The sequence below is a fragment of the Pseudoalteromonas sp. NCCP-2140 genome (genome assembly GCF_023708065.1).
Taxonomy (GTDB): domain Bacteria; phylum Pseudomonadota; class Gammaproteobacteria; order Enterobacterales; family Alteromonadaceae; genus Pseudoalteromonas.
This window is the reverse complement of record NZ_BRCZ01000004.1, coordinates 227,653-252,850: the sequence shown is the minus strand read 5'-3', so window position 1 is coordinate 252,850 and position 25,198 is coordinate 227,653. Positions and strand designations below refer to the sequence as shown.

Sequence of the window (25,198 nt, the reverse complement as noted above, 5' to 3'; positions counted from 1 at the left end):
ACGTTACAGCCTTAATTGCAGTCAACAGGTCAATCAGTTAATACATTGTTAAACTTTAATGACCTGTATTACTTTACTTTTAACGCAATTTTTTTTACTTTTTACGCCAACGCACTAAAAAAGAGCACACTATGCCCCGATTAACACAAGCACCCGATCTAATTAGAGTATCTGCTCTACACGGCTATATTGAACTGATCGAAAGTAAATTGGTGAACCCTGACGCACTATTATCGCGCGTTGGTTTAGACAGAAAACAACTACAAGATGCCAATAACTTTGTGCAGTATCAGCAACTCATTCAGCTATTAGAACTCACGGCGAAAGAATTAAACCTGCCCTATTTCGGGCTAGAATTAGGCCGTTGGCAAAGCTTGAATATTTTAGGGTCTGTTGGTTATTTGATGGGCAATTGCGACACCCTTGAAATGGCACTAAAAAATTTAACTAAGTACTATCATGTTCATCAAAATAGCGCTGACTTACTCCTTGAAGTAGACCAAGACTATGTAAAGCTATCGTTTTTTGTTCGCACGAGCCTAAAGGTGAGCGTTTATCATGGTGCCGACTTAGCTTTAAGCGTCGGGGTCAATTTATTAAAACAATTAACCGATGATCAAATAAAACTCCACCGCTTGGAGCTTCCCCATAGCTGCGATGAAAATCCGAGTGTTTATCGTCAAGCTCTTGGCCAAGTTCCGGTATTTAACTGTGCACACACCGCAGTAGTATTTGAGAAAAAATACCTAAAGCTCCCTATTAAGAATTCAGATAAGCAGTTGTTTTCTATACTTAGCCAACAGCTTGGACAGCCAGCAGACACAAAACGCGAAAACATTGCAGATCATGTTGAAGTACTGATCAAGCAATACTTACTCCACGAAGAGTTTGGCGTAAACCTAATAGCCGAAAAGCTATCAATGAGTGCTCGTAGCTTGCAGCGTCACTTAACAAAGCATGACACAACCTTTCGTGAATTAGTCGATGATGTACGCTGTAATCTAGCACACCAATATTTAACAGAATCTAGCCTCAGTTTATCGAACATCTCAGATATCTTAAGCTTTTCTAATTACAGCGAGTTTACTCGCGCTTTTAAGCGCTGGTATGGCATTCCACCAAAAGATTATCGTAAGTTACACTCGAGCTAATGGCGTAAAAAGTTAAAAACGAGTCGTTAAAAGCTAAGTTTTCTGTTAACAATTTATATATATTGACTAGCTAGTTTCGCTAATTAGTGGTCGTGCAATGTTAAGAAGAGTGTTTATTACCGGTGCCAACAGTGGCATTGGGTTCGAATTGGCAAAGCAATATATTAGCCGTGGTGACGATGTCGCTTTATTTGACGTACATTTCAACGAACAAACAAAACAATCGTTAAGTGAGCTTGCTGATGATTACCAATACATTGAGTATTTTGCTACGCATATCTGGGATAATGAAGCGCTGCAAACTCAAGTAAATAATGCAATCGCAGCGATAGGCAAACCAGATTTAGCCATTTTTAGCTGCAGTACCAATGAGCAACTAAGTAAAGAAAATAGTATTGCTTGTCAGCACTTTGCAACACTAATAACGCCACACTTAAGCATGAACGGCCACCTAGCAATTACATCCCCCCTTATTGATGCAACTAAATTTACGCCACAACCAAGCGCTTTGATTTTAGCCAAAAAGCTACGCAAGAAATATAAGCCAAATAACATAAAAATCAGCTTAATTTGCGAAAGCGAAAAACATATAGCTGTGGCAAACCCTATCGATACCGCAAAGCATATTCTGCGAGGCTTAGATAAACAAAAATTAATGGTGATCCTAGGCTTACAATCTAAACTAACCTATATCATGAGTCGTTACTTACCGAATTGGATAATGGGTTCTGTGATGGATCGCCTCATTAAACAACAATTAATAAGAACAACACGCTAAGGAATCCCCATGAACACACATGATAACCTAACACAATTAATTGAGCACACGTGTCAAACTTATGCTGACCTTCCTGCCTATAACAGTGCAGGTAAAACACTCAGCTATGCCCAAGTTGAACAACAGTCTCGCTATTTGGCACAGTGGTTTCAACAACAAAGTGGTCTTGTTGCTGGAGACAGGATAGCCATTCAACTACCTAATATTGTTGATTACCCTATCGTTACCTATGCAGCAATTCGTGCAGGTTTAATCGTAGTCAATACCAACCCGCTTTATACTGCTCGTGAAATGCTACACCAGTTTAATGATGCAGATGTTAAGGCCATTGTTATTCTTGACGCTCTTACCGATAAATTAGCAACGGTTATCAATGATACGTCGATCAAAACCGTTATTGTTGCAGCGGCTGTTGCTGAGCCAACATTGCAAGAGGGTCAATTTTCGTTAAACGAACTCATTCGCCAAGGTGAAAGACTCGCCCCTCTTGATGCTCATCAAGCAAGTCGTGACGATATTGCTGTTTTACAATACACCGGCGGCACCACAGGGGTTGCCAAAGCTGCGATGCTTAGTCATGGCAACATTTTAGCCAATGCCGAGCAAATGAATGAGCGCTTTGACAATATTTTAAAGCCCGGTCAAGAAACGGGTATTTGCCCGCTTCCGCTTTATCATATTTACGCCTTTACAGTGAATATGGTTGGCCTATTTGCCATGGGGCAATTTAACGTACTGATCCCAAATCCTCGTGATTTAGATGCGTTAGTTAAGCAAATCGAACCATTTGAGATTAATTACTTTTCAGGGATTAACACCTTATTTATTGGCTTGTGTATGCACCCAGGGTTCAAAGCACTGAATTTTTCAAACCTAAAAATGACCGTCTCTGGGGGCGCAGCTTTAACACATGCTGCAGCTGATGCGTGGATGAACACCACAGGTTGTACAATCACAGAAGGCTATGGCTTATCAGAAACTTCGCCTGTTGCAACCTTAAACGACTTTAAAAAAGAAGAAATTGGTAGTATTGGCCGCCCACTCTCAAACACTACTGTGGAAATTTGGGATGAAAACGACGAGCCTGTTGCTGACGGTGAGTCTGGCGAAATTGTTGTTAAAGGCCCGCAGGTGATGATGGGTTATTGGCAGCGCCAAGACGAAACCGACAAATGTATGAAGCGAGGTTTTTTCAAAACTGGTGATGTGGGTCTAAAACTACCAAGTGGAAATTACAAAATTGTAGACCGTTTAAAAGACATGATTATTGTTTCTGGCTTTAACGTGTACCCTAACGAAGTAGAAAACGTACTTTGTCAGCACCCAGCTATCTGTGAAGCAGCCGTTATTGGTGCAAAAGATGAAAAAACCGGTGAGCGTGTCTGTGCCTACATTACTTTAAAAGATCAGATTGATGAGCAACAAGTGAGTGACTATTGCCGCGAAAACTTAAGTGCTTATAAAGTGCCTAAATCAATCATTTTTATGGAGCAATTACCTAAATCGACGGTTGGCAAAATTCTGCGTCGAGAATTACGCCAATAATAAAGCGATCGTTTTAGCCGCCTAACTGGTATAAAATAACCACGAGTTATTTTATACCAGTTAGGCGGCTTTAAGGTCATTATGGAAAAGTTTATTAATCACATTCAACTCGGTTACTTAGGTTTACTACCGTTTTTAGGCTGCGTAGGTTGGCCACTTATTGCAGGAAGTAATGCCGTCAACTTAGACTTTTTCACTTTTTATAGCATCGCTATTTTAGCCTTTATGGCTGGCAATTTATGGCATGCAGGACAGCAAACGCATGCTGATGCTATAAAAGCGATTATTCCTATCTTACCGATTGGCTTTTTAAGCTTTTTACCAGCAACTTGGACACTGGCTTGGCTCGCAGCAAGTTTTTGGTTAGTGCTGTTATTTGAAAAAAGCTCACCACAGTGGCAAACCTATCACGTTGATTATCAAAAAATGCGTTTTGTTTTAACGTCTGTGGTTTTTGTATGCCACATATTTGTAATCGGCATGAGTATCTATCCTGAGTAGCCCTTTTCTTGCGTTTGCGGTAACATCCGCGGCTCAGTTTTTTAAGGACTTGCTATGATAGATCAACTGCGCGCTAAACTAGACCACCTTGGCGAAAATTACGTAGAAAAAAACGCCCACTTTAAGGTAAAAGTGATCCCATTTTTTTGTGCGATTCACATTAAAAAAGATCATAAAAACCAAGGCAGCTTAAAGCTATATTCTAATCAGTTGATTGAAATATTTTTAGCTACCATGTTCTTGTTATTCGGCTTAATGCTTTTTGATACAGACGCAGGTTTTACCCATGGTCCTATTCATATCGTTATTGCCGTATTGATTAGTTTTAACTTAATCTTTAAGCAAATAGCCATTGAAGGGCTTAAAACTCGCTTAGCCCTTTGCCCTGAAATCGCACAAGAAACAACGCCAGCACAAGGCAAATAACAACATGTTTTTAGACCCTAGTTGGCGCATATTAACGGTTGGCGATGGTGATTTATCATTTTCACACTCTATTGCGCGTTATATAAAACCGGCCAAGCTTGTTGCTTCAACTTATGATGATGCAAACACCATAGAACAAAAATATGCCGACAATGCACTTCGCGCCTTGCGACAACTTAACATTGAAACACTCACTGAGTTTGATGTAACAAAGCCAGACTCGTGGCAGCGCTTAGATAGCGCTTGTTTTGATGTGGTTATTTTTCAATTTCCACTTATACCCGCGTTTAAAGGTGAAGCTGCATTTAAGGCAAATACCCAACAAGGTGGTATGAATGTTTTAAACCGTGCTTTGTTGCATCGCTACCTAGACTACGCAAGCCAGTTCGCATTAGATAAAAACGGCCCAATGCTCTGCTTCATCACCTCTAAAGATGTAAAACCTTATCGCGAATGGAATATTGAAGGCAGCTTAAATCAAGGGCTGACTTGCCAATATCTAGGACAAATGCCATTCGATATTAATTTATTCCCTGGCTATAAAATTCGCAATGTTGATCGCGATAAACACGTTAAAGACACCAGCGGCATTACCTATGTATTTAGCGAAAAAACTGACAATAGTATTACTGAAAAGCTGACTTTACCCGCTTATTTAGGTGATAAACACTGTGCATTATGCCGCGTAGGCCCTTATATGGCACAAGAAGATGAAGACAAACATTTGTTAAGCAAAAAACATAAACAAATGGAAAAGTTTGAACTGGATTGGCAAGCATGGCTTGCACAAAACAACGAGGAGTAACCATGAACTTTGTCATTGTAGGTACCAATTTTATAAGCGATACACTACTGAGTGCAGCTAAACAAATTGAACAATTCTCCTTATATGGTGTGTGCTCTCGAGAGCAGCAAACAGGCGAGGCTTTCCTTGCAAAGCACGATGCTCAAAAGGCTAAGGTGTTTACCAATATTGAGCAAGTATGCGAAGACTCATTAGTCGATGCTGTCTACATTGCTGCGCCAAATAGCTTACACAAAGAATATGCTGTAATGTGTTTAAAAGCCGGTAAACATGTTTTAGGTGAAAAGCCTTCGGCTGCTAATAGTAAAGAACTAGAGGCCATCATTCAGGCGGCCAAAACACATCAACGCTTATACATGGAAGCGATGATGACCACCCATTTACCAAACTTCGCACGCTTAAAAAATGCAATTGCAAAGATTGGCACCCCCCGCAAATATATTGGTCAATATAGTCAGTACTCATCACGTTACGATAAATATAAAAATGGCGAGCGACCAAATACTTTCTTGCCAGAATTTGCTAACGGTGCATTAGTCGATTTAGGTATCTATCCGCTGTATATTTTACTCGCATTATGGGGCGCGCCTCAGAGTGTAAAAGCCAGCGGCGTGTTACTTGAAACCGGCGTTGATGGAGCTGGCGATGTATTATTAAATTACTCAGATAAGCAAGCGGTGATCAGCTATTCGAAAATCTCGCAAGGCGATAATTTTACTGAGATCCAAGGTGAAAAAGGCCGTATTCGTATCGAAGCAGTCTCTTTATTAAAGCGTATGCAATATATAGGTAACGATGGCACAGTTGAAGAACTCTCTGAGCCATTTGATGAACACTTTATGCGCCATGAAGTAAACCACTTTATTCAAGCAGCGAATGCCGGACAAATTGAGTCATCAGTTAATACTCATACACTGTCAAAACAAGTTATGGCGGTGCTCGATGAAGCACGAAGCCAACTTGGCGTTGTGTACCCCGCAGATAAAAACTAATAGCGAATCAGGGCAACTATTCTAGTTGCCCTAGCAAACTCAAAATTCCATCCTTAGTAATTTCCTTCGCTTGCATAGCAACACTAACACCCGCTTGTTGAACAATATCTAGTGATACTTTTTCTGCCATTACTTTGGCAAAATCGGTGTCTTCAATTCGCTGGTTTGCTGAATTCAGCATCGTCGACTGATTAGATTCATTGCGTATAGTCGACTCAATTGCATTCATTTTTGCCCCTACTTCAGCTCGGAACCCACCGATACGCGACAATGCAGTGTCAATTCTAGCAATTGCATTTTGAGCCAAGTCTTCGCTGCTTATAGTGATGCCCTCAATTGTTAAAGAACCAGCACTAGCATCAATATCTTCAAATATAATATAACCATCTTCGCCAATTGCTTGGTCTGTTGATGTTACCATCATCGGACCATCACTTGATTCAGCAGATGATGAATTTAAACTTCCCAAGGAATCCCAACTGGCAGTAATTCGAAACATACCCGAACCAATCACAGTTAGAAGCAGCGGCTCGGTTACATTATCAATGAATATTTCTTCATTTGAACTTCCTGAGCTTGGGTTACCATTCCCCGAGTAGATAAAGTTCATTCCATTAATTGTTTGACTATTTACAGCTGGGAAATTAAAACCTCCCCCCGTAAATAAATTGCCATTGCTATATGTTTCTGTTCCTTGGTAACCATTTGCTGGAGTAAATAAATTTGCCTCAATTCTAGATTGCACAGACGTTAAATCTTGCCCGACTAAATGCTCGCCAGTTTGGGTAAATAGATTTAAATCGTCATTTGCACCATTATCATTTATTTGTATCCTGACGTTCGTTGAGCCAGCAGGTATTAGACCTAAAGAAATATCTCCAGAGCTCATCCCTTGCTGAACATTATTAGAAAACACTTCATCTAATACAGGTACATTATCTAAATTCGTCTCTTGTTCAGGCTTAGACATTAATGGTTTTTTTCCAAAAATTTCTGTATTTGCTACAACGCTGTTTATATGATCTCGTAATTGTGAAAACTCTTGATTTAACGCCTCCCTATCTATATCTGTATTTGAGCCATTAGCTGCTTGAAGGGCTAAAGTTCGCATGCGTTGAAGAGAGTCAGTTAGTTCAGATAAGCCAGCATCAGCAACTTGCCCATAGCTGATACCATCTTGTAAGTTTCTAAGCGTTTGTTGCTTCACCGCTATTTGTGTTGTTAATCGATGGCTTATCTGTAGGCCTGCGGCGTCATCTTTAGCAGAGTTTATACGCTTTCCCGAAGCTAACTTCTCGTAGGTTGAGGTAATAGATTGCGTATTTTGCAGTGAATTTGGCGTACGTAGTCGTGGCGAATTGATCGTCAACATTTTGTCTTCCTTGGCAAAAAGACTAGGTAAAGCAAAACCCATACCATTTCATTAGTAAATAATAACTTTTAACTTTCTTAAATTACCCTTTTTAGTAAGTATTCATTTGCAACATTATTTTTTGCGCTTGTAGCTTATTGCACTATGTTTAAATCATGCATTATTTGATTTGTGAGACTTAGCCTTGTCTATAAGATTTTTGTTAAGAGCGGTTTTCGCAGCAACCATTGCCCTAGCTGCCGGACTTCTCCTCATTATTTTGTTTTTGCAATCAGGTCAAGATGAAAGTATGGAGTCGGCTCAACAGCGTTATGAACTAAGCCATCTTGCTAAGTTTTCATCTTCAAATTCGATTCACTTAACTGAACTTGCTCGTCAACACGTTGTAACCCTAGAAAATCGCTATAAAGGAGAATACCAAGAACTTGTTGACCAAATTCAAGGAAAAGCTGCTTGGCTAAATGGCGAAAAGAAGAGCTATGTGCAGCGTTTAAAAGCCTTTAATGTGGCTGCTGATGATTTAGCCCTGTTGCAAAAATCCAACGACTTATCACTCAAACTTGTTGAAACAGAAGAAAAAGCATTTAGCTTGGTCAATGATTTGCTTGGCCGAGATACCAATAACTTAACCCCTAGCGAGCATAAAAGGTGGGTGCAAGCTATCGAGCTTTTAACCAACGATGCTTACATGGCAGAAGTTGAGAAAATTCAGCAACCTGTGCAAGCATTTTTAAGCTCTATTGAGAAAAAAAGTGCGGCTGAAGTCAAAGGAAATCACGACCGTGTGGTTACCTTGAGTTTAATTAGCACAGTTTTAGTCCTGACTATTATTGCTACCTTAATAGTGTGTTACTGGCAATTAGAGAAAAAAGTAATTAAAGCCACCCATGCCTTAATTGATGAAGCCAAGCGTATCTCTGAAGGAGATTTGTCTCGCTATATTGACCACAAAGCCGATGACGAAATAGGCCAGCTTGCGAGCAGCTTTAATATTATGGTTGATAAGCTATCTCAGCTTCTTAAAGAAATACATGATCAATCAGAGCAGGCCCAAGTAGCAGCAAAAAGCCTAGATGAAATTTCACAGCAAGCTAAAACGCTCAATGATATTCAAAGCCAAGCGATTGAGGTGATTTCAAGCTCAGTCTATGAAAACTCAACGGCCGTTAAAGAAGTGTCTCAAAACTGTGCAGAAGCGGCAAGCAGTGCCACCGCAGCTAATCAGAAAACCCAAGATGGTCTACAGGTTGTACAACAAGGAGTTAGCTCTGTTGAGTCAGTGGCCGATACACTCACCAAATCACTAACAGACCTTAACCAATTAGAAGCATCAGTAAATGAAGTCACGGTTATTTTAAGTGTTATCAGTAATATAGCCGAACAAACTAATTTATTGGCACTCAATGCCGCAATCGAAGCTGCAAGAGCAGGTGAACAAGGCCGAGGTTTTGCCGTTGTAGCTGATGAGGTAAGAACTTTAGCTAGTCGCACGCAAAGCTCTACTCTTGAGATCCAAGATAAAATTGACTCATTGCAATCTGCAACCAATGCTGTGACGCAGAGGATACGCTCTAGCGATAATCAAATTAAAGAAGCGGTGATAAACTCAGAAAAAGTGGGCCATATGCTCGATGAAATTAGCGTGCAAGCAAAAGCCATTTCTGATGCCAATATGACCATAGCTTCTGCATCTGAGCAGCAATCTCAAGTGACCGAAGAAATCGCCCAGCGCTTAAACGAAGTACAAGATACCAGTCGAAAGTCGCAGCAACAAACGCAAAGCATTTCGGACTCATCGAGTAAGCTGGCTAACTTGGCGAATAACTTAAACGGGCAAATTAATCGCTTTAAATTAAGCTAGTCGCTGATCCAGCCAGCGACTAGCGTTTAGTTTAAAATCGGTAAGTAACAGATGCGCCGATTGTTTGTGGGTTCACAACTGCCACATAGCCTTGTGGGTAGCGACCACTGACTGGTTCTTGTGAGGTATACGCCTCTTCATCTAAGGCATTGTTGATAAAGGCACTTATCAACCATTGTTCAGTATCATAGGTCATCGATAAGCGCGTAATGGTGTAATCGCCTGCAACGCGTTCTTCTGTATTTGTTAAGTCACCATAAAATTCATCAACATAATTGGCACTTAAATTAACTTTTAGACTATCGGTAAACCAATGCGACAGACCTAAACTTGCCGTTAACTCCGGTGCAGAGTTTAAATCATTGCCAACGGCATCAGGAAAGGCTGATGATTCATCAATTTTAGTTTTCAATAAACCGAAACCGCCATGTAACTGCCACTGATCGCCCAACATGCTGTAAGCTTCAACTTCTAAACCATAGCTATGAGCATCTTCAACATTAGTGATTTTACGCTCAGAGCTTAGCGCTTGATAACCGTTGAAGTTATTGTAAAACACATTAGCACTGATATTTATGTCGCCATTATTTAAAACGCTGCGCGAACCTACTTCATAGGTATTAACGGTTTCTTCGTCGTAGTAGTAATAATCTTCAGCGGTAAAATCAAGTGCGCCGCCCCCTGCGTTGTAACCACGACGAGCACTGGCAAATAGCGTCGTTTCGTCACTAATATCATATTGAATCGCGAGCTTTGGTAAACGCAATGTGTGTGAATTATCCAGTTGCTCAACGAGCATATCACCACGAAATGCCATATTGAAATTACGTAATTGCTCTTCACGCTCAATGCGCAGACCCGCTGTTAACGTTAATTCGCGGCTTAGGTTTAAGCTTGTTTCACCATAGACTGCGGTCGATTTACTGCTATCGTCGCCGTAATAGTTTGTTGCTCCCACACTTTCAAAGTCTTGGTCACGATCAAAGTAAGCAAGACCAACAAAGCCTGAGTAATAATCATTGCTTAAACCAAAGTTAAGCTTGGAATCGACAGTGATATTACTCTCATCCATTGATACGTCAGATTCTGCGCTTTCAAGTGGCTCGTATGCTTCAAATCCCCATTTGTAATCCATGTAAGCAACTAAAACATCTAACGATAAATCATCGTTAATTTTGTAATCAACATTTACTTGCGTGGTATCAGATTCAGTATCCATAATACGTTGATATAGCGGCTCATAATCAAATGGCTCATCCGCTAAAAAGTACTTACGACCCGAATTACCTTCTTCACTGTAAGTTGAATAAGTTAGCTGTACAGCAAGATCTTTGCTTGGTGTGTAAAGTAATTTAGCGCGTGTGCTACTGGTATTTAACTTGTTTAATTCACGATCAGTTGGATTTGTTTCGTATACCGGTGGATTTGAAAACGTTTCGCCATCAACATACTGAGTTGATAACCGAAATGCTAATACATCTTCAACTAACGCCCCTGATACCACTGCGGCAGTATCTAGGTAGCTATCTTGGTTACGATAACCAACGCGCACTGCCCCTTCAAATTCTTGAGTAGGTGCTTTAGTTGTCATGTAAACAGCGCCCGCAATACTATTACGACCATTACTGGTTGATTGCGGCCCTCGGTAAACTTCAATTTGTTCTACATCCCACAGACCCGTATCACCGGTTAAATCGGCTACAAACGGTTGGCTAACACCATCAATCAAGGTTGAAACACGGGCCTTTGAACCACCACTAAATGAGTTAAAACCCGTTGCACCACCATTACCTGATACGCCTCGCATATCTGGTACCGAGCCTGTTAACACAACGACGTTCGCCATTTCTGACAGCGCTTCAGATATAGAAGCAAGTTGACCGTTTTCTAGTAAAGACTTATCAACAACTGCCACTGACGACATGGTCTCTTTAAGTGACTTCTCTGTTTTTTCACCTGTAACAACAATGGTATCCATTGATTTTCGACTGTTTTGATCGTCGTCAGCCCATGCTGATCCTTGTGTAACAAGTAATGATGCAAGCATAACTTTGGTGAGTGAATTAAGTTTAAATGCAGTAGCCAATGTCCTTTCCCCGTAAGAGATTATTAGAATTAAACAAATTGAGTTTGATAAAAAAGCGCTAGGAAATTAACACAAGCTTAATAATATTGCAATTGAGTTTAGTTATCATTTACAATTAGATTTAACATCAACTACAACTATAATCTTATGCTCATTTTTACCGTTACCCTGCTTGTCGTTTTAGCTGTCAGTATTTTCTACTGCACCAGAAAGCAGCAGCGATTCTTAAAAAAACCAATTAAAAAACAATGGCGATTACTTTCAATTACGTTAACTGTTTGCGCATTAATTCTTGCCTTTAAACAGCTATCAACCACTGCAGCCGTGTTCTTCATCATCTTTAGCATCATGCTAATGTTGATGCTGATCCCTTTTATTAGCCTGCTGCAAAGAAAAGGATAATTCATGACAAGCCCATCTAGACGCCAACCGACTTGGTTAGGAAAAACCCTAGCAGGTACATTCTTAGGGCTGGCACTCTCATTTATTTTCGTTGCTTTTTTTGCTTGGTATGGCCCAGGAGGCATTGATGCTCGCGATAAAGTGCAATTTAACATGTGGATGATCACGCCTGTTTGGCTAACCATTTTTAGTTTTAGTTATTTATTCAACTCAGCAAAGCAAGCGTGGCTTGTCCTTGGCAGCTTAACTGTGCTGCTTTATGGCGTGTTTTTTATGCTAAGGAGTGCATCATGAAAGTAAGATCGGATATTCTTCGCACCTATCAAGGTGTACATACATGGACTGGCATTATTGCAGGTTTAGTGCTGTTTATTGGTTTTTATGCGGGCAGTTTGACCATGTTCAAACACGAAATACAGCAATGGGCAGCACCTATTCATGCCCCTAAAGTCACCAGCTCTAATTATGACTACCAAACGCTAATAGATACAGCAATTAATGAGCAAGGCGAACAACTTGCTAAAGGCTTTAACCTTGATTTACATACTCAAGATGCACCTCTTTCGTGGTATATCAAAGGCAATGCCCGAGGCATGGAGCTTGATAAACAACTTAACTTCGCACACCTAAATGCTGATGGCACATTAAACGTCAGCGCACAAACCGAAAACGAACTTGCCGATTTAGTTGATTATTTACACCGTACAGCAGGCTTTATTGGTGAAATTGGCCATGACCAATCTGGTGTTTATATTCTTGGCATTGCCTGTATTTTGTACTTTTTAGCTTTGGTCTCTGGGGTAATAATTTTACTGCCGACATTAGTTAAAACTTTTTTTGCACTACGTAAAGAAAAAGGACCTAGTCGATTCTGGCTCGATAGCCATAACCTTATTGGTATCGCCAGTTTACCGTTTCATTTAGTCATTGCTTTTACCGTAGTCGTGTTTGCGTTTCATGATTTTATTTATGGTGGTTTAGCGCAATTTTATGATGGTAAGCCATTGTTTCAGCGCCCTACACCTGCCGCGCAAAGTTTTCATATTGAGAACTTACCACGTATTGATGAGCAAGTACTCGCAGCGAAAAGCTATGCCCCCGGCTATGAGCCAATCCACATTCGCTATAGTAATTTAAACTCAGCATCACCTTCTGCGGTGTTTATGATGAGTAACAATAATGCGGTAGTACGTGGCCCGGATACTGATTACTTATTTATGAACCCATACACGCTAGAAGTGGTTAACTCAAGCTACCCGCAAGGCGAAGATGCGGTGTGGGGTAACATGGTTGCCAGTATTTTCTCACTCCATTTTGGCACCTATGGGGGAGACTGGGGTCGTTGGGGCTACTTCATTATGGGGTTACTAGGCGCCTTCTTGTTCTATTCGGGTAACTTATTATGGATAGATAAACGCTTTAAAAAAGATCCCAATAAACGCAGTACCTTGTTTATGGCTAGGCTCACTATTGGTGTTTGTTTAGGGTCTATGATAGCTGTCGCTTTCACACTCGTTGCTGCAAAATGGCTACCTACTCTTGTGAGCAACACAAACTACGCAACCCTATACAGTTATTACGCAGCTTTTTTTGTTTTTGTGATATATAGCTTCTTAAACCCTGTACAAAAGGCAACCACAGCTGGTTTTTACATACTAGCGAGCCTGTGTGCGTTAATGGTGCTATCTACACTTTTAAAACTTGCCTCAAGTGACGTTAACACTCTCTTTTACTCAAGTTATATGGTCGACATTGTCGCTGCTGTATTTGCTGCTATTTTCTTTAAAATGGCCAAACGCCAGCAACAAAAACAGACCACGCAAAACATCATGCCAGCCTTTGAACAAGCAAGTCGAGCTTAAGCATTCTGTGTATGGGTATCAAAGCAATTTGATACCCATAATTTTGCTTTATCGATAATCTATGTCCGTTTAACGAAAAACATTTCTTCTCCAATAAAACATCAGTAGAATCGCCGCAAACTTGAGCTATTAACTTTCATAAGGACAGTGATGCAGCGCACCATTCCACCGTTTTTTATTGCTGTTATTTGCGTGCTCCTCGCAATGGTTACCATTCAATCTGGAGCCTCTGTTGCTAAGCAATTATTCCCTTTAATTGGCCCTGAAGGCACAACCGCACTACGCTTGGGTTTTTCAGCTGCTATTTTGTGCCTTGTGTTTAAACCTTGGCGAGCGTTTCCGCCTATTGGTCAACGTATGCCGATCATCGTTTATGGTTTGAGTTTAGGTGGCATGAACATTTTGTTTTATTACGCAATTGAACGTATTCCTTTAGGGATAGGTGTTGCGCTAGAGTTTACTGGCCCCCTTGCAGTTGCTCTGCTTTCGTCACGTAAAAAACGCGACCTATTTTGGGTAGCCTGCGCCATTGCTGGCATAATTTTATTGCTCCCAGATATGAAAGGCGAAGACAGCCTCGACCCAGTTGGCGTTATTTTAGCCCTTGCGGCGGGAGCGTGTTGGGCGTTTTATATATTGTTTGGCAAAAAGACCGGAAACCAAGGCTCAGGCGGAATGACCGTTGCCATGGGTATGAGCGTCGCCGCGATTGTACTTGTGCCTTACGGCGCAGCTTCTCAAGGCGCTGCACTATTGAGTTGGGAAGTATTACCGCTCGGTATTTTAGTGGCAGTCATGTCAAGTGCACTGCCCTATACCTTAGAAATGGTGGCACTACGCAATATGCCAGCGCAAGGCTTTAGCATTATGATGAGCCTAGAGCCGGCGATTGCAGCACTTGCTGGCTTTATAATCCTAGGTGAATTTTTAAGCGTGTGGCAATGGCTAGCTATTTTATTAGTGATTACCGCTTCGGTTGGCAGCTCGATGTCGAGCAATTCAGAAGATCAGAAAAGTCAGAAAAAAAGCTAATTTAACATTTAAAACACATTTACCAATACTTAAAGGTTAAATATCAGACTCAAAAACAGCTTTTATCGGCATTCGTAAAGTGGGAGTTCTCACTATAATGCTCACTATTAATACAAAGTGGTCTTATCTCTTTGTGTCGGAATAAACCTAATAGTGGGATTTACTTATGTCGATAAAAGCCAAATTATTTCTATCAACCCTAGCTCTTTCAAGTAGCTTTGTGACTTCTTATGCAATCGCTAATAGCTGCCAAGGGGAATTAGTAGCTATGAATGCCGGCCGAGGCGAGTTAGGTGTTGTATTCGGTCTCGATGAGCTGCAAAAAACAGCTAGAGCAGACTCTGTTGCAAAATTTAGTTCTGCTGCAATTGCATATGACGAAACAACTAACCGCACTTATTATGTGTCTTCACCTATTCCTCTTGAATTCAAAGTAGATGTTAGCCATCTTGATATCAGTGATGAACAACGTCCAAGTTTACCTATTAGAGGTGACAAATATAAATACAGTCGCTTAGCCTATTTTGATCATGCAACAGGCGAGCATGTTGTTGTAGGTAAGACAAAATCAGTTTTCGGTATGGCATACGCTTCTGATACTGACTCACTTTTTGCAGTCAGCTTCTCAAAGCTATATCGCATAGACAAATACTCGGGCGAAGAAACTGTGCTAGCTGACTTCAGTGGCATTGATGGTTTAAGCCGCGCTGATTTAGTCATTAAAAATGGCGACCTTTTATTAGTAACAGCGACTTCTGTATATAGCATTGACCGTAATGACTATTCATATACTAAATTAGCCAATCACAACTTAGTTAATGTCACAGGTGCAACATTAAGCCAAAAAGGTGACGTTTTAATCAGTCGTGTGATTATTAATGATCATGGTGATCAAAACGAATCTAAAATTTATAAGCTTAGCCCTTATTCAGGAAAAACTTGTCTGGTTGCAACCTTGCCGATTCACATTAGTGACTTAACAACAAACACATCAAGCTCAACAAGTTGTTACACTGAAGCGCCTTGCGCTATTTCAAATGATGGCATTCCTTACTACTCAGAAACGGTTAATAACCAACTAGGTGGTGTATGGCAGTCATTTGATTTTCAAGATCAGTATTTTACAAAGCCAGCTGTGTTTTCATCAGCAGCAACTGTACATGATGAAAATGGTGGTGTTATTCGTTTAAAGAATATTGAAACAAATAGTTCTGAAATTTCATTCCAGAATTGGCAATATTTAAACACAAAACATAACGAAACTGAGTCTTTTGACTTTTTAACAATGAATGAAGGTCGCTATACAATGAGCGACGGTACAATTGTCGAAATTGGTAGTTTTGGCTTGTCTAACTCTAGAGAGTTTAAAGACGTTGTATTTTCAGAAGCATTTAGTGCCAAACCTTACGTCTTTTTGCAAACTCAAACCTACAATGGCGGACACAGTGCCTATACACGTGCAGCAGGCTTATCAACAACAGGCTTTAAAGCTGCATTTTATGAGCAAGAAAACTTAAATGAAGGTCATGTTGCTGAACGAGTGGCTTATTTTGCAATTTTACCTGGTTCAGGCACTTCTGGCACACTAGAAACAGTCGCAGGTAACAAAGATTACAATCTATACCAAGCCGATATTGATCATGACGGTGGTCAGATAGGCAAGCATTTCTACTTCCTCCAAGAAGAACAATCAATGGATGATGAAGTACTTCACTCTACAGAGCGAGTACACGTGATGGATATTGAGGAAGTAAGCCTTGCTCAAACTGTTACTGTTCGTGGTGAAGACACATACACCCTCCGCAGAAAATAAATACTCCTAAATCTAGGCGCCTCAGGGCGCCTTTTTCATATCCTATTAGTAATACCAATCCGCAATAATACTTAATCATTTTGAGGGATTAAACCTGTCGCTACCTGCGTTAAAAATTTCTGATTTAGAACAACTAAATAACGAAATTTTTGCCTTGTTACCAACGAGGTTTTATTGCCTCAAAATAGACCACTTAATTAAGCGAATTGGTATAAACTTGCCTTTTCATATAGACAAAACTCTTCGACATAATTTGTTACATTTATTTATATTAACATATCACTTTTGCGATGAATGGTGATGATAACTATTATCAGTTGTGATAACTTACCCGCCGATTGTTTCCCTATTAAAAACAATAACCCTATAAAAATTTGCTAAATAACACGCGGAGATAAAAATGAAATTCACTCAGTTGCCTATTGCAACCGCTATTCTTTGTGCACTTTACCCTCAAATCAGTTTTGCAGAGCAAACGACTGACGTAGAGGCTAATCTCGAAAAAATCGAAATTGTAGGTATTCGACAAAACCGTATTAGTGAAGGAGCGACAGGTTTAGCGCTAGAAATTGATGAAACTCCGCAATCTATCAGCGTGATCTCTGCTGAGCAACTAAAGAATTATTCCGCTTTTAACATTAATGATGCTTTACGCTTAGCACCTGGTATCAATGTTGAAGAATGGGAAACTAACCGTACCAACTACACATCACGTGGTTTTGAAATTAAGAATACACAAATCGATGGCGTTGGCTTACCGAATGACTGGGGTATCGTTACCGGCGCAATGGAAGCATACGGCTACGAAAAAATTGAAGTTATTCGTGGTGCCAATGGCTTACTCACTGGTGTAGGTAATGCATCGGGTACGCTTAACTATGTGCGCAAACGCCCTAAAAACGAAAACGGCGGTGAAATCGGTGTCTCTGTTGGTTCATGGGATTTTAAACGTTTACAAGCTGACTATTCTCTTTTATTAACCGAATCAGGTAGTTGGGCTGCACGTTTTGTGGCTGCCGCAGAAGATAAAGAATCATACCTAGATGGCCTTGAGAACAACCGCGAGTTTTTCTCTGCGGTGGTAGATGGTCAGCTTACAGATAACTCAACTGTTACTTTGGGTTATTCATATCAAGACGCTGATACCGATGGCAACACCTGGGGCGGTCTTGTTTATAACTACACAGATGGCACGCAAGCTAAATGGGATGTCAGCGACACAACCACTCAAGAATGGACAATGTGGGACACCATTAACACCTCTGCATTTGTTGAGTACAACTATGTTTTTGCAAACGCGTGGCAACTTCAAGCGAGCTACAACTTCCGCGGTTTTGAAGAGCAAGATAAACTTTTTTATGCATATGGCACTATTGATAAAGATACTAACCTTGGCCTAAGTGGTTCTCCTGGTCGTTATGATAGTGAAATCGATGCTGATTTATTTGAAATTAAAGCATTTGGTGCCTTTGAATTGTTTGGTAAAGAGCACCAAGCGAGCTTTGGGGTAAGCCATGCAAAAAGTGATGATGTGATGTATCAGCACCCGTTTGATTTTGCAAATACACCAGCGGCCGGACCAACTCCTGCGTTTCCGTACGATTTAGATGCGATCCCTGAACCTGATTGGTTAACACCGGTTCTGTATTCAGATATTGAACAAAAGCTAACCCGCTACTTTGGCTCGGCTCAGTTAAATATTACTGATAAATTATTTACCGTGGTTGGTTTTAACGCTATTGAATTTGAACGCTCAGGTATGAATGCCGGTGCATCTATCGATAATGATGAGAGCGAAACAAGCCCATATATCGGTTTTACCTATAAGTTAAACGACGATTTAAACTTATATGCTAGTTACTCAGATATTTATCAGCCACAAGAGCAAGCTGATTACAACGGCCAATACTTAGCACCTACCAAAGGCACTAACTTTGAAACTGGTGTTAAGGCTTCTTGGTTTGATGATGCCCTAATGACAACATTTGCCTACTTTACTGCAGAGCAAGATAACTTTGCGCAATATGCGGGCCTCACTGAAGATGGTATTTATTACTATGAAGGCGTGTCTATTGAGTCAGAAGGTTATGAATTTGAAGTCACTGGTAAAATCACCGACGCTATGAATATCGTCGCATCTTATACACATATTGATGTTACAGATGAAAATGGTGATGACACCAATAAATGGGCACCTCGCGATGTTGTTGGTGTAACAGTGGATTATGCATTAACAGATGCAATGGTTGTGGGTTTAAATGGCCGTTGGCAATCTAAAATCGAAAGCACTGATTACAATGTCAAGCAAGGTAGTTACGCCCTGCTAAACGCCTTCGCGCGCTGGAATATTAATGACCAAGTTGCAGTTCAAGCAAACGTTAATAATATTACTGATGAGCAGTACATCAATAGCTTACAAACTGTGGGTTATTATGGCGCGCCAACAAACGGTAGCCTAACTCTGACTTATAAATTCTAAACGCTGTTTAGAAAAAGTGTCGCCCGTATGGGCGACACAAAGCTATTAATTAGGGCAATTACCTAATTCATAATACCCAGCACTAGTTTGCGCTAAGGTACTAGTATAAAAGGTGTTATAAAGACCAAGGTTATCACCTGAGCCTACCGCATAGGCGTAAGAGCCATTCGTGGTTGCGCGATTTGCTTGCACATGCGCATAGTTGCTTGAGGTGGTTTCAGTGCATTGGTAATCACCATTCGGTGTTGAGTCACACGCATCACCCACACCATCTGCATCACTATCTAGCTGATCACTATTGGCCACCAGCGGGCAGTTATCTAAGCTATCACTGACACCATCACTGTCGGAGTCACTCGTTTCACCATCAGGTGTGCTGTCACACACATTACCAATCCCGTCATTATCGTTATCGGCTTGATCAGCATTCGCTACATTCGGGCAATTATCTGCGCCGTCGAGCACACCGTCGTTGTCTGCGTCATTAGTCGGTTCTGTGGTGGTTTTGCATGCTTGTAATGGCCCTGCACAAGTTGAGTCATCATCAGCAATCCACTGACATTGATTTGTGCCCGCTGAATACTCGCGCATTGTAAAGGCAGCGGTTCCAAACGCTAAATAACAGGCAGAATAACCTTCGCCCCAGCTAATATGGCCTTCGTTGATATGAAAATTGTAATCGCCTGTTACACCAGCATCGATGACAAAACTAATACTATCTATTGATGTAAGCGCAGTATCATCAGTTGCGGTGATCACTGCGCTATTATTGCCACCAGCTAGATTGCATTGCTCAGCAAAATACTCAAGCCCATTCACAGTAGCCGTCACATCACCATTGCTAAAACTGACCACGACAGTGCTTAAATTTTGATTATTATCAATCACCGTTCCTGTCACTGTAGCGCACTGCCCGTTTACACTTGCCGCAGTGTCACTCAGTAGCGGTGCTGTAGCTGCTGGCTCTGGTCCAACGCGTACCGTTAGATTAGCTTCATCACCTTGTTTCGATTCGTTATCTGTGGCACTGACACGCACTTCATAAAGACCATCGCTGAGTGCACTTGTCACCCCGCTAAAGGTATTATTCGCATCGACTTGCACGTTCAGTGACTCAATTAAGCTTGCCGTGCCACCGGCTAGGCTATACACGTTAATATCAACATTGGTTACATTGCCTTCTGGGTCGACTGCTCTGCCTGTAATGGTGAGCTGGTTATTACTGTCTGTGGCAGTTAAATTACTAATTTCAGGGCCTGCATTACGATCAACTCGTTTATTATTCGCCGCAAAGTACTCACCGAGATAGGTTGCAAAATTAATACTGTTTGCCGCCACATAATCGCCAGACGCACCTTGCCCGCCCGACCATGAGTGATCCAAATTATTAAACCACAGCATAGCGACCCGGTTGTCTTGCCAAAGTGACTGCTCAGCGGTACGCGTTGCATCATCACTTATTGTCGTTGTGCCTGAAAGTTGATTAATCCCATAAAGGGCAGCAAAGCCATCTGCGTTTTGTTGGTTATAACAGGTATTCACTGTGGTATCGGCAGTACCGTGACCAATCACCGCTATTTGTGTAGCAAAGTGATCTTTATAACTGCCAGCATAGCTTTCACAGCGGGATACAAAGGTGTTTTCAGACACTGTTTCACAGGTCGAAATTGCCCCACTTGAACTTGTGCCGATAGTCGGCCCGGCGCTTGGTGCAACCCCGGCAAATACATCAGGCGCCACACAAGCCGTTTGTGCAGCCATTGCCGCCCCAGATGATAAGCCTGCAATATACACTTGTTTAGGGTCAATATTACGCGTTGCATCAGCGCTCAATGTATTGGCTAAATTAATCAGATTTTTATAATCGCCAGAGCTTCTATTGATTGCTCCTTGCCAATATGACCAGCAGCTATAGCCTGCTTTATTCATAGCATCAGGAACGGCTATTACCATGCCATGGGCTTCGGCTGCATCTTCAAGATTCGCAGTTAAGTAGTTATTAATGGGTTGCACGCAGCCATGCAGTACTAGCATCAAAGAATGGCCATTGCCTATGCTTGATTGCGTATCAGGAGTGTAAATATGAACATTATTAAAACCGCCAATGCTGACATTTTGCTGCCAACTCCCTGCAAAACTTGGCTGTGAGAAAATAGCAGCACAGAGAACTGCGAGCGGAGTAAACGACGCTGATTTTCGTTTACATAATTGTGTTACTTTTTGCATATATCGCCTTTATAGTCGTTATCATTGTTGTCTGTCAGTTGATGACTAACTCAATGTAGTAGAACTATTTAAAAAGCGATCTATAACTATAGTGCTACACCTATAAGAAATCTCAACCCTAAATAATCACTTTTTATTAATGCACTTTAGTGGATTAAAACAAAAAAGCGCTGCAGGTTTCTGCAGCGCTTTCACTAAAACGAGTAACTCTTTGTAAATTAGTATATCGTTAGCTTGATATTGTTTATTCCTCTTTCTGCCACAGGTCGACCTTGTGGCCCAAGGTGATGTGCAGCGTGGAACTTAGACCCTATTGCACTAATTCTGTGTAAGAAGCTAATTTCTTCATCATATTTAAGTGCTAATGTATTATCAGGACGCTCGCCATCATCAGGCTGCATAACTCGCGCATATAGATCTGGAGTTGCAGTAGAGAAAGTGATTTCACTTTGCTCAGAGCTTAATGTAAGCCACTGAATATCCGAGAAGTACCCTTTAAACTCTGGTAATTCCCAGCGCTCGCCAGCAACGCCTTCATTATAATCATTTTCCCAAACAGAGTAGTTTACGCCCTCTAAGCGGTTAGCCCATACACGGTAAGGGCCATCACCTAACCAACGTTTATGCTCAATTGCTTTTTTCGGATAATTAAAACCAACGCCATGAAGGATGTATTCACCGTCAAGCCAGTAATCAACATCCATTGATAAATGACCTTCAGGGTGAACAGTCCAAGTTAGCTTTGTAATGCCTGCTGGCGGGTTCATCACTTCAATCACTAAATCATTAGCAATAATTTCAGACTTTAATTCTGTCGGTTTTTTATCTTGTTGCGCTTCTTTCTCAGCATTTGGATCATGAGTTAGCCATGAACCAATACCATTATAAACCCCTTTATTTAGTGAGTTATCAGAACGAAGTAGCTTAGGACCATTAGTCAACGCCGCAGTTTGACCTTGCTTACTGTATGACTTTAATAGACCTGTTGTTGCATCAAAAATAATTGTTCTATCAGCAGCCTTAACCGCTAACTCAGATTCGTTTTGACTAACAATTTGAGCTGGTTTAGTTGCTGATGCCTGATTTTCAAATTGCTCTTGAGTTAATTTTGCAAGTTTAGCAGCGCTTTGGATAGGCCAAGCATCTGTCCAAATTGAATTCTGCTGCTGGTCAAAAAATTCAACCTCTAACCACCCATTTTGCTGCCAATTGTCAGGTAAGTTCAATTGTACTGTTCCTGTCGAGTCTGGCTTAATAGCAGGGAGTGTGGCTTTATTGCTCGCTACAAGCTGCTTTTTATCAGAAAACGCTGTCACTGGCTGATATAAACGCCATTCGAGCGACATAGTTGATAAATCAACAAAGTCATACAAGTTTTTAACTTGCAACTGACCGTCAAAAGAACCGGCAAGTAACTGGCCATTCTTTAAGTTTTCAACTTGGATTGGTGACCAAATCTCTTTAATTGTAAAAAAGCTCGCTTCTTTTTCACCATAAGGTCCAACAATACCATCTGGTGCATGGTTAAAGTCGGTATCAACACGACCATTTTGATCTGTACGCTCAACACCTTCATCAGCAAACACCCATAGGAAACCACCGGCACCAACAGGAGTTGACATCATGAAGTCCCAAAAATCTCTCAAACCTGCACCATGGCCACCATCATACAAGCCATGTAAGAACTCGGTTGGGAAAAATACTTCATTACGGGCTTTTTTAGCTACCAGTTCCGAGTAAGTTGGGTAATGATCAGTATCGATATTACGGAACAACTCCCAAGGATGAAGAATTGGACGGTTTTGAATGTCATAAAGGTGATAATCATCATCAACATCGGTATTAAAACCGCCTTCATTACCGTTCGCCCAGAATAAAATACTTGGGTGTGCTTGGTCGCGTTTAACAAGCTGTGCAACTAGGCGTCTCGCTGATGGTGTATCAATAACTGGCTTTTGCCATGTGCCTAACTCATTAATAACATAAATACCAAGACGATCTGCCGCTTCTAAAAAGTGCACATCGGGTGGGTAATGCGACATTCTAACAGCATTCATGTTCATGCTTTTCATCGTCTTAATGTCATCGATGCTGGCTTGTTTAGTCATAGTACGTCCAGTTGCTGGACGGAAGCTGTGACGGTTAACCCCTTTAAGGATAATTTTTTCGCCATTCAAATATAAGCCGTCATGTGGGCGTAATTCAAAAGTTCTAAAGCCAAAGGTTTTATCGAAACTATGTAGAGTTTTAGAGCCTTCTTTTAAATCAATACGTACTTGATATAAATTAGGCGTCTCGGCGCTCCAAAGCTCAGGAGAGTCAACATTAGTGGCTAAGTGCACTTTGTTACCATTAAGTGTGGCATTAAACGTTTCACTTACAGGGTTGCCATCTAAATCTAAAATTTGTGCTTCAACTGCAGAAGCATTTGATTTATCTAGTCCTTCGAGATAAACATCCATTTTAAATTCACCAGACGCTTTTGCATCTAATGAAACCCAATCAATATGAGATTGTGGCAAAGACTGTAAAAAGACTTGACGATAGATACCACCGAACACCCAGTAGTCTGCTGCGCGTTCTGCTGCTTCGATACTTTTGTTAGCCGAAACTTTATCTACCACAACCTTTAGCTCATTAGCTTCACCACTTTTTAAATATGGCGTTATGTCATAGCTGAATCGATAAAAACCACCTTGGTGGGTTGGGCCCACTTGTTGTTGGTTCACAAACACAGTGGCATCTGTCATCACACCATCAAAAACAATTTCAATTTTGCGACCAGACCAATCAGCAGGTAGGGTAAAATCACGACGATAAATACCTTGTTCGCTATGTTTATCTGGGATGTAGCCGTAATCATAGTTACCGAAGCCTTGTTGCTCCCAGTTAGAAGGAACATCTATTTTACTCCACTCACCACAATTTTGCCCTTCACTACAGTAAAAGTCCCATTTCACCGCATCATCACTGCCAGTACCGCTTAACATCATGATGTCTGTTTTAGCTTGCTCATTAGGCTGAACGTCAACACTTTGCTGACTATTACAGGCTACAAACAAGAAGCTTAAGCAAGCGATAAACGCACTTCTTATAATACTGGTTTCAAACCATGCAGATTTGCTTATTAACCTTAGCTTTTTTTCAAGCCGGCCAAAATAATCCTTCCTCATATGTGTTCCTCTAACTGTTGAAATTATAATGTTTTTAGAAAATTTTTAGTCTACACAAGCTAATATTAACATTAATTATATACATATCATAATACAATTGCCACCGGTAGCATTTTGAGGTTTCATCCACCTTGTTCACGTGTTTTACTCATCATATTTGACGCTAAAAAATGACCTACAGCATTAATTTTAATAAATAAATTAACAATAAAATCATTTATTTTTTGTCTTGCACCAAAAAGAAATTAAACCTTGCACTACAACTGAACCCTCTCTTTATGAAGCAAAAAATAATACAAACCGCCATGTAACTACACATCTAAATTCTTTATTTGAAAATCATTAAAAAGTTAAACCATTGATAATAAATGACTTATTTTTAAAATACACAGAAATAAGTAACAAATTATTAAAAAGAATATAATAATACTTAAACATCTAAATTTTCTGTGTTATAAAATTTAGGAGCGTGGTTAGGGGGATGAAGACAACACAACAAGCCTGGCATGCTTACTTGCGGTGCAACTATTTGGCTAAAAATGCTACCGGTGGCAAAAATGCAGGAAAAATACACTTAATAAAAAAACACACGATATCAGCACCTTGTCGAACATTAGAGGTTTTTCTAATGATGCTGATTTAACACTGAATCAAATAACTTCTGTTATTGATTCGCATTAAAATAATTTTGGAG

General features: G+C 40.7%; 17 protein-coding genes. 13 read left to right on the top strand and 4 right to left on the bottom strand.

What is annotated here, in order from left to right:
• Nucleotides 1–131: 131 nt before the first annotated feature.
• The 7 genes from NFU46_RS10300 to NFU46_RS10270 all read left to right on the top strand — a co-directional run bounded on the left by NFU46_RS10300 (nucleotide 132) and on the right by NFU46_RS10270 (nucleotide 6,198).
• On the top strand, nucleotides 132–1,151 hold the full coding sequence (locus tag NFU46_RS10300) for an AraC family transcriptional regulator (RefSeq protein ID WP_175078812.1): 1,020 nt from the start codon (nucleotides 132–134) through the stop codon (nucleotides 1,149–1,151).
• Nucleotides 1,152–1,248: 97 nt separating this feature from the next.
• Complete coding sequence (locus tag NFU46_RS10295) at nucleotides 1,249–1,929, top strand: SDR family NAD(P)-dependent oxidoreductase (protein WP_251601624.1); 681 nt, start codon at nucleotides 1,249–1,251, stop codon at nucleotides 1,927–1,929.
• Between the two features lie 9 nt (nucleotides 1,930–1,938).
• Nucleotides 1,939–3,474, top strand: a complete 1,536-nt coding sequence (locus NFU46_RS10290) for an AMP-binding protein (protein ID WP_251601622.1) — start codon at nucleotides 1,939–1,941, stop codon at nucleotides 3,472–3,474.
• Nucleotides 3,475–3,555: 81 nt separating this feature from the next.
• The gene (locus NFU46_RS10285) at nucleotides 3,556–3,975 is read left to right on the top strand and encodes a DUF3429 domain-containing protein (protein WP_130167664.1); all 420 of its coding nucleotides are present in this window, start codon (nucleotides 3,556–3,558) and stop codon (nucleotides 3,973–3,975) included.
• A gap of 54 nt (nucleotides 3,976–4,029) precedes the next feature.
• A complete protein-coding gene (locus NFU46_RS10280) occupies nucleotides 4,030–4,401 on the top strand; it encodes a hypothetical protein (RefSeq protein ID WP_130167665.1) in 372 nt (123 codons plus the stop codon).
• Between the two features lie 4 nt (nucleotides 4,402–4,405).
• Entirely contained in the window at nucleotides 4,406–5,206 is an 801-nt protein-coding gene (locus tag NFU46_RS10275) for a class I SAM-dependent methyltransferase (RefSeq protein WP_251601620.1), read from the top strand.
• A gap of 2 nt (nucleotides 5,207–5,208) precedes the next feature.
• Entirely contained in the window at nucleotides 5,209–6,198 is a 990-nt protein-coding gene (locus tag NFU46_RS10270) for a Gfo/Idh/MocA family protein (protein WP_251601618.1), read from the top strand.
• 16 nt (nucleotides 6,199–6,214) lie between these two features.
• Here NFU46_RS10270 and NFU46_RS20470 read toward each other — a convergent pair whose 3' ends face one another.
• On the bottom strand, nucleotides 6,215–7,612 hold the full coding sequence (locus tag NFU46_RS20470; RefSeq protein WP_285835539.1) for a flagellin: 1,398 nt from the start codon (nucleotides 7,610–7,612) through the stop codon (nucleotides 6,215–6,217).
• Nucleotides 7,613–7,754: 142 nt separating this feature from the next.
• Between NFU46_RS20470 and NFU46_RS10255 the strand changes: the two genes are divergently transcribed.
• On the top strand, nucleotides 7,755–9,431 hold the full coding sequence (locus tag NFU46_RS10255) for a methyl-accepting chemotaxis protein (RefSeq protein WP_285835538.1): 1,677 nt from the start codon (nucleotides 7,755–7,757) through the stop codon (nucleotides 9,429–9,431).
• 31 nt (nucleotides 9,432–9,462) lie between these two features.
• On the opposite strand, the gene NFU46_RS10250 is transcribed toward NFU46_RS10255, so the two are convergent.
• Nucleotides 9,463–11,478 (bottom strand): TonB-dependent receptor, encoded by a 2,016-nt coding sequence (locus NFU46_RS10250; protein ID WP_251602006.1) that lies wholly within the window; start codon nucleotides 11,476–11,478, stop codon nucleotides 9,463–9,465.
• A gap of 444 nt (nucleotides 11,479–11,922) precedes the next feature.
• Between NFU46_RS10250 and NFU46_RS10245 the strand changes: the two genes are divergently transcribed.
• The 5 genes from NFU46_RS10245 (at nucleotide 11,923) to NFU46_RS10225 (ending at nucleotide 19,105) form a co-directional block, all read left to right on the top strand.
• Complete coding sequence (locus tag NFU46_RS10245) at nucleotides 11,923–12,213, top strand: hypothetical protein (RefSeq protein ID WP_251601616.1); 291 nt, start codon at nucleotides 11,923–11,925, stop codon at nucleotides 12,211–12,213.
• Complete coding sequence (locus NFU46_RS10240; RefSeq protein ID WP_251601613.1) at nucleotides 12,210–13,781, top strand: PepSY domain-containing protein; 1,572 nt, start codon at nucleotides 12,210–12,212, stop codon at nucleotides 13,779–13,781. The genes NFU46_RS10245 and NFU46_RS10240 overlap by 4 nt, the downstream gene beginning before the upstream one ends.
• Before the next feature lie 150 nt (nucleotides 13,782–13,931).
• A complete protein-coding gene (locus tag NFU46_RS10235) occupies nucleotides 13,932–14,813 on the top strand; it encodes a DMT family transporter (RefSeq protein WP_251601611.1) in 882 nt (293 codons plus the stop codon).
• Between the two features lie 166 nt (nucleotides 14,814–14,979).
• Complete coding sequence (locus NFU46_RS10230; RefSeq protein ID WP_251601609.1) at nucleotides 14,980–16,626, top strand: hypothetical protein; 1,647 nt, start codon at nucleotides 14,980–14,982, stop codon at nucleotides 16,624–16,626.
• Nucleotides 16,627–17,026: 400 nt separating this feature from the next.
• Nucleotides 17,027–19,105 carry a TonB-dependent siderophore receptor gene (locus NFU46_RS10225; protein ID WP_251601607.1) on the top strand — a complete coding sequence of 693 codons (2,079 nt, stop codon included), beginning with the start codon at nucleotides 17,027–17,029 and terminating at the stop codon, nucleotides 19,103–19,105.
• A gap of 45 nt (nucleotides 19,106–19,150) precedes the next feature.
• Here the strand turns inward: NFU46_RS10225 and NFU46_RS10220 are convergent, their stop codons facing one another.
• Nucleotides 19,151–21,331, bottom strand: a complete 2,181-nt coding sequence (locus tag NFU46_RS10220; RefSeq protein ID WP_251601605.1) for a PHB depolymerase family esterase — start codon at nucleotides 21,329–21,331, stop codon at nucleotides 19,151–19,153.
• A 218-nt stretch (nucleotides 21,332–21,549) separates the two neighbouring features.
• A complete protein-coding gene (locus NFU46_RS10215; protein WP_251601603.1) occupies nucleotides 21,550–24,504 on the bottom strand; it encodes a glycoside hydrolase family 2 TIM barrel-domain containing protein in 2,955 nt (984 codons plus the stop codon).
• Nucleotides 24,505–25,198 lie beyond the last annotated feature (694 nt).

What these genes read in the sequence shown, in the direction of transcription:
- NFU46_RS10300 (WP_175078812.1), top strand. Translation starts at nt 132, where the DNA reads ATGCCCCGATTAACACAAGCACCCGATCTAATTAGAGTATCTGCTCTA.
- NFU46_RS10295 (WP_251601624.1), top strand. Translation starts at nt 1,249, where the DNA reads ATGTTAAGAAGAGTGTTTATTACCGGTGCCAACAGTGGCATTGGGTTC.
- NFU46_RS10290 (WP_251601622.1), top strand. Translation starts at nt 1,939, where the DNA reads ATGAACACACATGATAACCTAACACAATTAATTGAGCACACGTGTCAA.
- NFU46_RS10285 (WP_130167664.1), top strand. Translation starts at nt 3,556, where the DNA reads ATGGAAAAGTTTATTAATCACATTCAACTCGGTTACTTAGGTTTACTA.
- NFU46_RS10280 (WP_130167665.1), top strand. Translation starts at nt 4,030, where the DNA reads ATGATAGATCAACTGCGCGCTAAACTAGACCACCTTGGCGAAAATTAC.
- NFU46_RS10275 (WP_251601620.1), top strand. Translation starts at nt 4,406, where the DNA reads ATGTTTTTAGACCCTAGTTGGCGCATATTAACGGTTGGCGATGGTGAT.
- NFU46_RS10270 (WP_251601618.1), top strand. Translation starts at nt 5,209, where the DNA reads ATGAACTTTGTCATTGTAGGTACCAATTTTATAAGCGATACACTACTG.
- NFU46_RS20470 (WP_285835539.1), bottom strand. Translation starts at nt 7,612, where the DNA reads ATGGGTTTTGCTTTACCTAGTCTTTTTGCCAAGGAAGACAAAATGTTG.
- NFU46_RS10250 (WP_251602006.1), bottom strand. Translation starts at nt 11,478, where the DNA reads ATGCTTGCATCATTACTTGTTACACAAGGATCAGCATGGGCTGACGAC.
- NFU46_RS10245 (WP_251601616.1), top strand. Translation starts at nt 11,923, where the DNA reads ATGACAAGCCCATCTAGACGCCAACCGACTTGGTTAGGAAAAACCCTA.
- NFU46_RS10240 (WP_251601613.1), top strand. Translation starts at nt 12,210, where the DNA reads ATGAAAGTAAGATCGGATATTCTTCGCACCTATCAAGGTGTACATACA.
- NFU46_RS10235 (WP_251601611.1), top strand. Translation starts at nt 13,932, where the DNA reads ATGCAGCGCACCATTCCACCGTTTTTTATTGCTGTTATTTGCGTGCTC.
- NFU46_RS10230 (WP_251601609.1), top strand. Translation starts at nt 14,980, where the DNA reads ATGTCGATAAAAGCCAAATTATTTCTATCAACCCTAGCTCTTTCAAGT.
- NFU46_RS10225 (WP_251601607.1), top strand. Translation starts at nt 17,027, where the DNA reads ATGAAATTCACTCAGTTGCCTATTGCAACCGCTATTCTTTGTGCACTT.
- NFU46_RS10220 (WP_251601605.1), bottom strand. Translation starts at nt 21,331, where the DNA reads ATGCAAAAAGTAACACAATTATGTAAACGAAAATCAGCGTCGTTTACT.
- NFU46_RS10215 (WP_251601603.1), bottom strand. Translation starts at nt 24,504, where the DNA reads ATGAGGAAGGATTATTTTGGCCGGCTTGAAAAAAAGCTAAGGTTAATA.